This is a genomic window from Roseateles sp. (genome assembly GCF_039929605.1).
In the GTDB taxonomy this organism is placed as follows: domain Bacteria; phylum Pseudomonadota; class Gammaproteobacteria; order Burkholderiales; family Burkholderiaceae_C; genus Pelomonas.
Map to the genome: position 1 here is coordinate 1 of NZ_JBDSQX010000208.1, position 11686 is coordinate 11686.

Sequence of the window (11686 nt, forward strand, 5' to 3'; positions counted from 1 at the left end):
CGCGTTGCCAGAAATCATCGGTCACCACCCACGACTCAACTCTCTTGCGTGTCGCCATGCCTTAACCCAACCACCGCGTGAATGGCGGTTCGGGACGAGAGTTTACTATTTACGGATAACCTCTTAGACGTACGCCTCTAGTCCAGGGCCCGCCCCGATGGTTGGGGGCGGGCTTGGGGTTAGCCTCCGTCTTTCAGAAAAGAGCCGGAGACAAGCCATGGACATCGCGCTGCAGGAACGACTGCATCTGGCGCTGCTGAGCCAGCGCCGCGCCTTTGACGCTGAGCGCATGCCCAGCTACGAAGCGCGCCGTGACCGCCTGGAGCGGCTGCTGGCCATGACACGCCAGCATGGCGAAGCTCTCGCCGCCGCGATGGCGCAGGACTTTGGCCACCGCGCGCGCCAGGAGTCGCTGCTTGCCGACATCTTCACCGTCGAGTCCGGCGCGCGGCATGCGCTGAAGCACCTGCGCGGCTGGATGAAGGCCCGCCGCGTCGCCACGCCGCTGCACTTCCTGCCCGGCCGCAATGTGTTGATGCGCCAACCGCTCGGCGTCGTCGGCATCGTCTCGCCCTGGAACTACCCCTACTACCTCGCCATGGAGCCCGCCATCGCCGCGCTGGCCGCCGGCAACCGCGTGCTGATCAAGCCGTCGGAGCTGACGCCCGCCACCAGTGAGCTGATGGCGCGCATCGTGGCCGAACACTTCGCGCCCGAGGAGATGCAGGTCATCACGGGCGACGCCGAGGTCGGCAAGGCTTTCACCGCGCTTCCGTTCGACCATCTCTTCTTCACCGGCTCCACCGCCGTCGGGCGCCACGTGGCGCAAGCCGCAGCGAAGAACCTGACGCCCGTAACGCTCGAACTGGGCGGCAAGTCGCCCGCCGTCGTCGACCGCAGTTGCGACCTCACGCTCACCGCCTCGCGCCTGGCATTCGGCAAGCTCTTCAACGCCGGCCAGACCTGTGTGGCGCCCGACTATCTGCTCGTGCCGCGCGAGCTGGTCGAGCCGCTGAGCCAGCAGATCCTTGCCGAGATGCGCCGCATGTACCCGCGCATTGCCGGCAATGCGGACTACACCAGCATCGCCACACCGCGCCATCACGCGCGGCTGCAAGGCCTGATTGCCGATGCCGCCGAGCGCGGTGCGCGCGTGCTGCGCAGTCATGACGACCAACCGACAGACCGCCGCCTGGTGCCCGCGTTGCTGCTCGACGTGCCGCCCGAGGCCACCGTTATGCAGGAAGAAATCTTCGGCCCGCTGCTGCCCATCGTCGGCTACGACAGCGTGGACGAAGCGTTGGCCCACATCAACCGCGGCGAGCGCCCGCTGGCGCTGTACTGGTTCGGCTCCGACAGCGCCGCGCGCGACCACGTCATGCAGCAGACCCATGCCGGCGGCGTGACCATCAACGACTGCCTCTGGCACCTCGGCCAGGAGGAGCAGCCCTTCGGCGGCGTCGGCGCTAGCGGCATGGGCTCGTACCACGGCGAATGGGGCTTTCGCACCTTCAGCAAGGAGAAGCCGCTGTTCATCCAGTCGCGCTTTGCCGGCACCAAGCTCTTCCAGCCGCCCTATGGCAAGACGTTCGAGCGCCTGATGGCCCTGCTCAAGCGGATCGGCTGATGCCCGTGAACGACACGATCCGCTTCGACGAAACCCACGACGTCATCGTCATCGGTGGCGGCTCCTCCGGCTCGGCGCTGGCCGGGCGGCTCAGCGAAGACGCCGGTACAAGCGTGCTGGTGCTGGAGGCCGGCGCCGACGTGAACAACTGGCTCGGCACCGTGCCCACGGCCGCGGTGCTGATGGTGCCCAGCAAGCTGCACAACTGGGCGTTCGAGACGGTGCCGCAGTCAGGCCTGAACGGCCGCCGCGGCTACGTGCCGCGCGGCAAGATGCTGGGCGGCTCGTCGGGCATCAACGCGATGGTCTACACGCGCGGCCAGCGCGAGGACTACGACCACTGGGCCGCGCTCGGCAACCCCGGCTGGGGCTGGAGCGACGTCCTGCCCTATTTCATCAAGAGCGAGTGCAACGACAGCTTCGGCGCGCCGCTGCACGGGCAGGCGGGCCCGCTCAAGGTCAGCCGGCTGCGCACCGACAACCCGCTGCAGGAGGCCTGGCTGGCTGCCGGCCGCGAGGCGGGGCACCCGATCAACGCCGACTTCAACGGCGACGTGCAGGAAGGCGTCGGCATCTACCAGGTGACGCAGGACGGCGGCGAGCGCTGCAACGCGGCGCGCGCCTATCTGCGCCCGCACCTGGGCCGGCCCAACCTGCGCGTGACGACGCGGGCCCAGGTGCAGCGCATCCTGTTCGACGGCCGCCGTGCCGTGGGCGTGGAGGTCAAGGTGGGCGGCGTGCTGCGCCGTCTGCAGGCCCGCCGAGAGGTCGTGCTGGCGGCCGGCGCCATCCAGTCGCCGCAGCTGTTGATGCTGTCCGGCGTGGGGAATGCGGCTCAGCTGCAGGCGCAGGGCATCGACGTGCTCCACCACCTGCCCGGCGTGGGCGCCAACCTGCAGGACCACCCCGACTTCGTGTTCGGCATGCGCACCGACAGCCCACACAGCTTCGGCGTGTCGCTGCGCGGCGGACTGGCGTTCTGGCGCGCCATCCGACGCTACCGCGCCGAGCGTCGCGGCATGCTGACCAGCAATTTCGCCGAGGGCGGCGGCTTCCTGCGCACGAGCGCGGCGCAGGTGCGGCCCGACGTGCAACTGCACTTCGTCGTCGCCGCCGTGGAGGACCACGCGCGCAAGCTGCGCTGGGGCCAGGGCCTGTCCTGCCACGTCTGCCTTCTGCGCCCGCGCAGCCGCGGCACGTTGACGCTGGGGGGCCGCGACGCGAGTACCGCACCGCACATCGATCCCGCGTTCTTCCAGCATCCCGACGACCTCGCGCAGATGGTGGTCGGCTTCAAGCTCACGCGCTCGATGCTGCAGCAGCCCTCGCTGCGCGCGCAGTGGAGCCGCGAACTGTGGAGCACCGAGACGGGCTCCGATGCCGACATCGAAGCCCTGCTTCGCCAGCGCGTGGACACCATCTACCACCCGGTGGGCACCTGCAAGATGGGCATGGACGACATGGCTGTCGTCGACGCCGAACTGCGCGTGCATGGCCTGCAGGGCCTGCGTGTGGTGGATGCATCCATCATGCCCACGCTGATCAGCGGCAACACCAATGCGCCGGCGATGATGATCGGCGAGAAGGCCGCGCAGATGATGCGCGCCGCATGATTCTCGAGATCGCCCAGCTGCAGGTTCGCGACGGCCAGGGCGCCGAGTTCGAAGCCGCGTTCGTCAGCGCGCAAGCGATCATCTCGGCCATGCCCGGCTACCTCGGCCACGAGCTGCAGCGCTGCCTGGAGCGGCCCGGCCACTACATGCTGCTGGTGCGCTGGCGGACCGTCGAGGATCACGAGATCGGCTTTCGCCAGTCCGCCGGGTACCAGCGGTGGCGCCAGCTGCTGCACCACTTCTACGACCCCTTCCCGACGGTGCTGCACTATGAGCTCGTCACCGGCCCGGGATTGCAAGACGGCTGACCGATGCGAACATGCGTGCATGTCGATCGCGCCCCTGATCCGCCCCGCCCAGCCTGAAGACGCCGCCACGCTGGCGGCCTTCGCGGCCCAGGCCTTCACCGATACCTACCGGGGCCTGGACGACCCGCAGGAGATCGCCGACTACGTCGCCGAGCACTTCCCGCCCGAGGTCGTCGCCGGTGTCATCCGGGACCCGGCCTGCACGACGCTGCTGGCCTGGGTAGGCGAGCAGTTGGCGGGTTATGCCGTACTGCGCGCCGCGCCGGCACCCGGCTGCGTCACGGGCCCCGAGCCGCTGCAGCTGTGGCGCCTTTACCTCGGCCTGTGCTTCATCGGCCAGGGCCTGGGCGCGCGGCTGATGGCCGAGGTGAACGCCGCGAGGCGCGGCGCCGTGGCGCGTGCACGCTGTGGCTCGGCGTCTACGACCGCAATGTGCGTGCCGTCGAGTTCTACGGGCGCTTCGGCTTTGCGCAGGTCGGCGACAAGGAGTTCCTGTTCGGCGGCAGGCTCTACATCGATCCCATCTATGCCGTGACACTTGAGGAGTTGCCATGATCGAAGGTGCCTGTCTTTGTGGCAGCGTCCGCTGGCGTTTCGACGGCCAGCCCGAGGGCGCCACGGCCTGCAACTGCACCGCCTGCCGCCGCTTCGGCGCGCTGTGGGCCTATGACTACGTGGACGAAGGCATTCATGTGACCGGCCCGACGCAGGCCTATGCGCGTGGCACGGCGCTTGAATTCCACTTCTGCCCGACCTGCGCCTGTGTGACGCATTGGCGCGGCTTGCGGCTCGACGAGCTAGGCCGGCGGCGCATTGCGGTCAACCTGCGCCTGGCTGAACCCGAGGCCGTGGCGGCCATTCCCATTGACCACTTCGACGGCTTCGATACCTTCGACGACCTGCCGCGCGACGGGCGCTGCGTGAAGGACTATTGGTTCTAGTCCTACGCACCGGCTCTTGAAGGCGGACACCTCGGCGTCAGATCAGGAGCGCAAACTGTCATGCGCCCGGCCGCACGCTGGACGGGCAGTGACCTGAGGAGAGTTGCGATGAAGTTCCCCCTGACGTTCCCCCGATTGCTGCTGCTGTGCTTGGCCCTGCTGTCCACGCTGTGGATGGGTGCGGCGCAGGCCTTGCCGACGGTCGACCAGGTGCAGGCTGCCGCCAAGAGCGGTGACTACGCCAGGGCCGAGAAGATGATGCGCGAGGTGGTCACTGCCAAGCCCGACAGCGCCCGCGCGCACTACGTGCTGGCCGAACTGCTGGCCCACCAGAAGCAGTTCGACGAGGCCGCCGAGCACACCCGCCGTGCCCGTGCTTTGGACCCGGCCATCAAGTTCGCCGATGCCGCCAAGTTCAGCGCCTTCGAACAGGCCTTGCAGCGCCAGCAGGCGGCGGCTGCGAAAGCCACTGTTCCTGCGGCGCTGGAGCCGGTGCCGCCCGCTCTGCGGGATGCCCCCGTCGAGCGTGTCGAACGCGCAGGTTCGTTCGGCGGCGTGCCCATCTGGCTGCTGGTGGCCGGAGCCATCTTCTTCATCGGGTTGGCCGCTCGTTTCATGCGCCGCCGCAGCGCCGCTCAGAGTCAACCGGCCTTTGCGGGGGGTGGTTACGGCGGAGGCCCGGCTGGCTTCGGTCAAGGTGGCTACGGCATGCCGCAGCAGCCCTCGTCCGGCGGGCCGGGCATGCTCGGCGTCGGTCTGGGTGTGGCCGGCGGTCTCGCGGCCGGCATGTTGGCCGAGCGCCTGCTGCATGGCGGCCACGACCAAGGCAATTTGCCGAACAGTGCCGACGCGGGCAGTCATGCCGGCGGTCTGATCCCCGGCAGCTTCGACGGTGGCAGTGGCGCTGCCGATGAGCTGACCCGTCGCGACATCGACTTCGGCAGCGGTGACGGCTGGGGCGGCGGTGATGCCGGCGGCGGCGACTTCGGCAGCAGCAGCGACGGTGGCGGCGACTGGTAGTCACGGAAGCCCCTCGTCCAACGAGTACGTTGGCCGGTCCCTCCAAGGGGGCGGCGATGCTCAACGGATTGACCGGCAAGCACATCGCCACGACGGGCCGGCTTGGGAGCGGCCCGGCGCTCGGCCCGCAGGTTTCATGTGTTTCGGGCCCCGATAATCACCCGCATGACGCCAGCCGCCTTTACCGGCCAGTTGCTTGCCTTCATCGCCCGTCTCATCACGGGCGCGCAAGGCCACTGGAAGGGCTGCCCGCCAAAAGCCGAGCAGCGCATCTACATCGCCAACCACCAGAGTCACTTCGATCTCGTCCTGATCTGGGCCGCCTTCCCGCATGAACTGCGCGCGCAGACCCGCGCCATCGCCGCGCGCGACTACTGGACCAAGAGCGCCTTCAAGCGCTGGCTGACGACCGAGGTCTTCAACGCCATCTACGTCAGCCGCTCGCGCGCCACGCCCGACGAGGACCCGCTGGAGCCCCTCGTCGAGGCACTGGCCAATGGTGACTCGCTGGTCATATTTCCCGAGGGCACGCGCTCCAACAAAGGCAACCCGCAGGCGTTCAAGAGCGGCATCTACCACCTGGCCCAGCAGTTCCCTGACGTGCCGCTGATCCCCACCTGGATAGACAACGTGCAGCGCGTCATGCCCAAGGGCGAGGTCGTGCCGGTGCCCATCCTGTGCATGGTCACGTTCGGCGCACCCATCCAGTTGCAGCAGGGCGAGAGCAAGGCCGACTTCCTGTGCCGCGCCCGCGAGGCCGTCATGGAGCAGCGACCCGACCTCACCGTGGTCGGCCGTCCCGCCGAGGCCGACTGATGCGCTGGCTCAAGCAACTCAACGCCAGCGAGCAGGTGGCCCTGCTCTTCGTCGTGCTGTTCGGCTTCCTGATCCTGCTGACGGTCGGCCTGTTCCTGAACTCGCTGCGCGAGCGCGAGGATGAGGAGGCCCGCCGTGCCTCCGAGCTGACCTGGGAGCGCGTGCGCCGCGACCTGCGCGCCGCCTGGGTGGGCGGCTGCATCTTCTGGGTCGCCTGGATCTCGGGGCCGCTGGGCGCGACGCTGCTGTTCGCGCTGTTCTCCTTCCTGGCGCTGCGCGAGTTCATCACCCTCATGCACACGCAGCGCAGCGACCACCGCACGCTGATCGTCGCCTTCTTCGTGCTGCTGCCCGTGCAGTACATGATCTGCGGCACGCGCTTCTTCGACCTGTTCACCGTCTTTCTGCCCGTCTACGGTTTCCTCGTGCTGCCCATCGTCAGCGCCCTGGCGGACGACCCCAACCGCTTCCTCGAACGTAACGCCAAGATCCAGTGGGGCGTCATGGTCTGCGTCTACGGCCTGTCGCACGCACCGGCGCTGCTGCTGTTGGACTTCCCCGGCTACACCGGCCGAGGCGCCTTCCTGCTGTTCTTCCTCGTCATGGTGGTGGCGTCCTCGCAGATCGCCCAGGAGATCGCGACCCGCACGCTGCGCCGCCGGCCCGTGGCGCGGCACATCAGCCGCAGCTTCTCGATGCGCGCCTGGTGGATAGGCACGCTGACCGGCTCAGTCGCCGGCGGCCTACTGTTCTGGATCACGCCGTTCAAGGTCGGGCAGGCGCTGGCGATGGCTTTCCTGACGGCGGCTGCGGCGGGTTTTGGTGGCCTGGTGATGAAGGCGCTGAAGAAGGACGCAGGCGTGCGCTACTGGGGCAACCGCAGTTCCGTCACCGGCGCCGTCGGCCTGCTGGACCGCATCGCGGTGCTGTGCTTTGCGGCGCCGGTGTTCTTCCATTCGGCACGTTGGTACTTCGGGAGGTGAGGTGACGCCCCTCGCCCAGCCTCGCCCCGCTGTACGCGGGCAACCCCGGTCGGTCCCCCAGGGGGACGGCGATGCTTGCGGCATCGAGCCGCAAGCACATCGCCCGCCGGGCCGGCTTGGGAGCGGCCCGGCGCTCGGCCCGAAAACCGAGGTGATGGATATCTGACATGAGAATTCTCGGCATTGATCCCGGCCTGCAGACGACGGGCTTCGGCGTCATCGACGCCGACGGCCCGCGGCTGGCCTACGTGGCCAGCGGCACCATCAAGACGAATGCCGTGGCCGTCGGCGACCTGCCGGCGCGGCTGAAGATCCTGTTCGACGGCATCCGCGAAGTCACGGCGCGCTACCAGCCGCAGTGCGCGGCGGTGGAGATCGTCTTCGTCAACGTGAACCCGCAGTCCACGCTGCTGCTGGGCCAGGCGCGCGGCGCGGCTATCACGGCGCTGGTGTCTACGGACCTGCCCGTCAGCGAGTACACGGCGCTGCAGATGAAGAAGGCCATCGTCGGCCACGGCCACGCCACCAAGGAGCAGATCCAGGCCATGGTGCAGCGCCTGCTGACGCTGCCCGGCTTGCCGGGCAAGGACGCAGCCGACGCGCTGGGCATTGCCATCATGCATGCCCATGCGCGCACGAGTTTCGAGGCGATGGCGCGCAGCACGACGCTACAGAGGCGCCAGCACGCGCAGTTCAAGGGCGGGCGGACGTACTAAGAAAAACGGCCCGCCTAAGCGAGCCGTTTGGCGATGCGACAGGTCGCTCAGGCCTTGCGGCGGCGGGCGAAGAGGCCGCCGCCCAGCGCGGCCACGACCAGCGCATAGCTGGCGGGCTCGGGCACGGTGTTGCCCACTGCGTCGAAGCTCACGACGGCATCGCCGGTGTCATTGCCGCTTTGATAGAACACGTAGGGCGAACCGAAGCCGCTGGAGAAGGTGAAGTCGTAGGTGGCCGGATTGGCCTGGGCCGCATCCAGTCCCGTCAGCGAGCCGGCCGTGAAGGTCACGACGGCGTCGCCGAGTTCCGTGCCGGCCAGCGTGTAGCTCAGCCCGTTCACTGTGAAGCTGAAGCTCAGCAGCGGCAGCCAGGCCGTCACCGTCGTGAGCGTGCTGTCGTCGTAGTTGAGCTGGCCGGTCAGCGTCTGGCCGGCCAGCGGGCCGGCGGTGAATTCGTCGGTGCTGACATTGACGGCGACGGTGGCGGCCTGGGCTTGCAACGCAAAGCCGGTGAGGACAGCGGCGAGGAGGGTTTTGCGGATCATGGTTGTTGTCCTCTGGATGTTCAGAACTTGAAGATGCTGGCGGTCACGGCGCTGCACGCCACGCCCTTCAGCTGCAACAGCGCAAGGGCGCGTTGCGGGCCGGTCCTGCCGTCGGCGTCAATGTTGATGACGGCGCCTGCCGCCAAGGTCGTGCAGGTGACATGGCCGCTGGTCAGCGGGTTGGCGCTCACGATGCCCAGCGAGGCCAGCAGCTTGGTCAGTACAAGCGTGTCCTTGCCCGGCACGAAGTCGGTGATGACGTCACCGGCGTCCGACATCTTGCTGTACACGAACTGGTTGTTGCCGCCACCGCCCGTCAGCGTGTCGGCGCCCGCACCGCCTTCGATGACGTCGTCACCGGCCGTGCCGACGATGGTGTCGCGGCCGGCGGTGCCGGTGACGCTCTTGACCAGGTTCAGGCCGATGAGCATCGGGTCATGGTCCGACGCGCGGAAGGCGTTGGGCTGGTACCAGTCGTTGCCGGCCTGCTTGTCGTTGGTGTTGTAGTCGATCCACTCGGGTTCGTCGGCGTTGATGTGCCAGCTCGTGGCACCCGTCACCTTGGCCGCAAGGGTTGGCGTGCCCAGGCCGTGATCCAGGCGGCCGGCGCCAGCGTCGAAGACGTAGCTGTAGTCGGCCGGGTCGAACTTGGCGACGAGGTCGACGATGCCGGCGGCCGTCAGCGTTTCGATCGGGTCTTCCTTGGCGTAGGAGTTGAAGTCGCCGAGCATGATGACGTCGTCGGTGCCGGCCGTGGACTTGACCGTGGGCAGCCAGGCCAGCAGGCGCTGGGCCTGCTGTACGCGCTTGGCGTTCCAGCAGCCTTGCAGGTCACCGGTGTCGCCGTTGACGCCGCTGCCGCAACTGCCCTTGGACTTCAGGTGGTTCACCACGACGGCGAACTTCTCGCCGTTGGGGGCCTGGAAGCCCTGCGCGAAGGTGGGGCGGTCGTTGATGCTGGCGGGGTCGGACATCGATGCGCCCATCAGCGCCAGCTTGGCGGGCTTGTAGATCAGCGCCACGCGGATGGCGTCCGTGCCCGTGCCGCTCGCCGGCAGGGGCACTGCGGCGTAGGTGTTGGCGCCCAGCACGGCGTTCAGGCCGTCCACCAGGTTCTGCACTGCGAAGTTGCCGCTGTTCTGGATCTCCATCAGGCCGACAACGTCGGCGTTGAGGCCGACCAGCGCGGCGACGATCTTGGTGCGCTGGCGGTTGAACTCGGCCAGGTTATCCGCGCCACGGCAGCCGGCGCTCGGGCAGGCGCCGCCACCGGGCACCGAGGTACCGTCGGTGAACGTCGTGAAGAAGTTCAGCACGTTGGAGCTGGCCACGCGGATGTTGCCGCCCACGGCCGGCGGTGCGGTGGGGCGGGCGATAGTGCGGGCGAACACGGGGGCTGCGGTCGGGTGGATCTTGTACGACAGCGGGCCGCTTGCGGAATCGGTTGTCGGCCCGAAGTCAACGACACCGATCACGCCTTCCAGCGTGTCACCGCCACGCACCGTGCTGTCCTGCCAGAGGTAGGGCGTCGGGTTGGGGAACTTGAGGGAGCTGCCGTCGTCCAGCAGGACGCTGCGGGCCAGGTTGGCGGCCAGCAGGACCTGCGCATCGGCACCCGGGCGCAGCACGTTGGTGGGCGTCAGCGTGCGGCCGCCGGCGGACACCGTCAGCTGGCCGTAGCTGCCGACGAAGTTGGTCTGGTTGACGGTCAGCGGGTCGATGATGCGGACCAGCATGCCCTCGTAGCGTTCCATGTCGGCCTGGCCGGTCAGCGCGGCGAGGCTCACCTCGACCGGCTGCGGCAGCTGGTTGTTGCTGCTGACGATGGTGACGTTGGTGACGCTGCTCAGTTCGGTCAGCGGGCTGGCCTGGCTGGCCGCGCTCGTGGACACCGAGTACTCCTGCACCTTGGCCGTCACGCTGACCTTGTCTCCGACGGCCACCGTCGGCACCGTGCTCGTGAAGACGAAGATGCCGTCGGAGGTGGTGGTGTCGTTGTCGCCGTCTGGGTCCTGCAGGTAGAAGCCGTTGTTCAGCAGTTTGGTGACGATGCCGCTGGTGGTGATGGTGTTGCCGTCCATCAGGCTCTTGGCGCCCGAGCCCTGGATGGCCGGGATGGTGACCGTGCCGCCGACCGACAGCTTGAACGTGCAGCTGGCGGTCTGGGCTTGGTCGTTGTCCCACTTCAGGCCGAGGTTGTAGTTGCCGGTCGCCAGGGTGTTGTCGACATTGAGCTGCTGGGTCGCGGCCACGCCGTGGGCGCTGGCACCGACGAAGCTGCCCAGGCTCACGCCCGCAGGCAGGGTGCCGACGACGCCGGCTGCGTTGACGCGGCTATCGCTGTCGGTCGCGCTGACGACGAAGCTCGAGGCGGTGCCGGACACCGCGGCCTGGTCGGGGCAGCTGGGGATGATGGGCTGGTTGACGTTGCCGCCACCGCAGACGTTCAGCGGGCTGGCGGTGTTGCGCGGGGCGGGCGCGCCGGTAGCGAAGTCGGTCGCGTTGTTGTCGGTGTCGGTGCAGCCGTTGGCCGCACGCAGGTTGGCGGTTGTATTGGTCAGGACGGGCGCCGGGCCGCTGCCTTCCGCGCCGGTGCCTGTCGGGCCCCAGGAGATCAGGTCCTCATAGCCCGTCGGTGCGGCGCCCGTCAGCGTCGTGGTGCTCCTCACGAGAGCCGACTTGCCCGCCGTGCCAGACAGGGCGATCGTGCCGGCGATGTCGCCCAGCACGTCGACCGTGCCGCCCGCACCGGTCAATTCGCGCACCAGGTAGTACTGGCCCGGCTGCAGCGTCACGCCGGCCGGGATGGCCGTCGCCTGCCAGCTCGTGCCCGTGGCCGACGCGTACTGCACCGACCAGCCGCCGATCGCGACCGGTGTCGCGCCAGCGTTGAACAGTTCGATGAAGTCCTGCCTGTAGGTCGCGCCGGAATTGCCGCCGCCCCCATACACCTGGCTGATCACGACCCCGCTGGTCGAGGCCAGCGCGGCGGGCGCGGCGAAGGCCGCAGCAATGAGGAAAGCCAGGGGTTTGAGTTGCATGACTATTTAGTAAAAATTGCCGGAACGGGGCGCATCCTATTGAGGCTTCGTGACGATTCGATCCACCACGTTTGAG

11 protein-coding genes are annotated in these 11686 nt (G+C 68.3%); 9 read left to right on the forward strand and 2 right to left on the reverse strand.

What is annotated here, in order from left to right; all coding sequences use genetic code 11:
* The first annotated feature begins 217 nt into the window (after positions 1-217).
* The 9 genes from ABIS05_RS27730 (at position 218) to ruvC (ending at position 8024) form a co-directional block, all read left to right on the forward strand.
* The gene (locus ABIS05_RS27730; RefSeq protein ID WP_348012740.1) at positions 218-1627 is read left to right on the forward strand and encodes a coniferyl aldehyde dehydrogenase; all 1410 of its coding nucleotides are present in this window, start codon (positions 218-220) and stop codon (positions 1625-1627) included.
* A complete protein-coding gene (locus ABIS05_RS27735; protein WP_348012741.1) occupies positions 1627-3240 on the forward strand; it encodes a GMC family oxidoreductase N-terminal domain-containing protein in 1614 nt (537 codons plus the stop codon). The genes ABIS05_RS27730 and ABIS05_RS27735 overlap by 1 nt, the downstream gene beginning before the upstream one ends.
* Entirely contained in the window at positions 3237-3548 is a 312-nt protein-coding gene (locus ABIS05_RS27740) for an antibiotic biosynthesis monooxygenase (RefSeq protein ID WP_348012742.1), read from the forward strand. Before ABIS05_RS27735 ends, ABIS05_RS27740 begins: the two co-directional genes overlap by 4 nt.
* Positions 3549-3567: 19 nt before the next feature.
* Positions 3568-4083, forward strand: a complete 516-nt coding sequence (locus tag ABIS05_RS27745) for a hypothetical protein (protein ID WP_348012743.1) — start codon at positions 3568-3570, stop codon at positions 4081-4083.
* A gap of 16 nt (positions 4084-4099) precedes the next feature.
* Complete coding sequence (locus ABIS05_RS27750) at positions 4100-4489, forward strand: GFA family protein (protein WP_348012744.1); 390 nt, start codon at positions 4100-4102, stop codon at positions 4487-4489.
* Positions 4490-4597: 108 nt separating this feature from the next.
* Positions 4598-5509: a tetratricopeptide repeat protein gene (locus ABIS05_RS27755; protein WP_348012745.1), complete on the forward strand. Its 912-nt coding sequence runs from the start codon at positions 4598-4600 to the stop codon at positions 5507-5509.
* A gap of 165 nt (positions 5510-5674) precedes the next feature.
* Positions 5675-6325, forward strand: a complete 651-nt coding sequence (locus ABIS05_RS27760) for a lysophospholipid acyltransferase family protein (protein WP_348012746.1) — start codon at positions 5675-5677, stop codon at positions 6323-6325.
* Positions 6325-7308: a phosphatidate cytidylyltransferase gene (locus ABIS05_RS27765; protein ID WP_348012747.1), complete on the forward strand. Its 984-nt coding sequence runs from the start codon at positions 6325-6327 to the stop codon at positions 7306-7308. Before ABIS05_RS27760 ends, ABIS05_RS27765 begins: the two co-directional genes overlap by 1 nt.
* Before the next feature lie 167 nt (positions 7309-7475).
* Positions 7476-8024, forward strand: coding sequence for a crossover junction endodeoxyribonuclease RuvC (gene ruvC, locus ABIS05_RS27770; protein WP_348012748.1), 549 nt, complete (start codon positions 7476-7478; stop codon positions 8022-8024).
* Between the two features lie 47 nt (positions 8025-8071).
* On the opposite strand, the gene ABIS05_RS27775 is transcribed toward ruvC, so the two are convergent.
* Together ABIS05_RS27775 and ABIS05_RS27780 are read right to left on the reverse strand one after the other, a co-directional pair.
* Positions 8072-8569 carry a PEP-CTERM sorting domain-containing protein gene (locus tag ABIS05_RS27775; RefSeq protein WP_348012749.1) on the reverse strand — a complete coding sequence of 166 codons (498 nt, stop codon included), beginning with the start codon at positions 8567-8569 and terminating at the stop codon, positions 8072-8074.
* A gap of 20 nt (positions 8570-8589) precedes the next feature.
* Entirely contained in the window at positions 8590-11610 is a 3021-nt protein-coding gene (locus ABIS05_RS27780; protein WP_348012750.1) for an ExeM/NucH family extracellular endonuclease, read from the reverse strand.
* Positions 11611-11686: the final 76 nt, after the last annotated feature.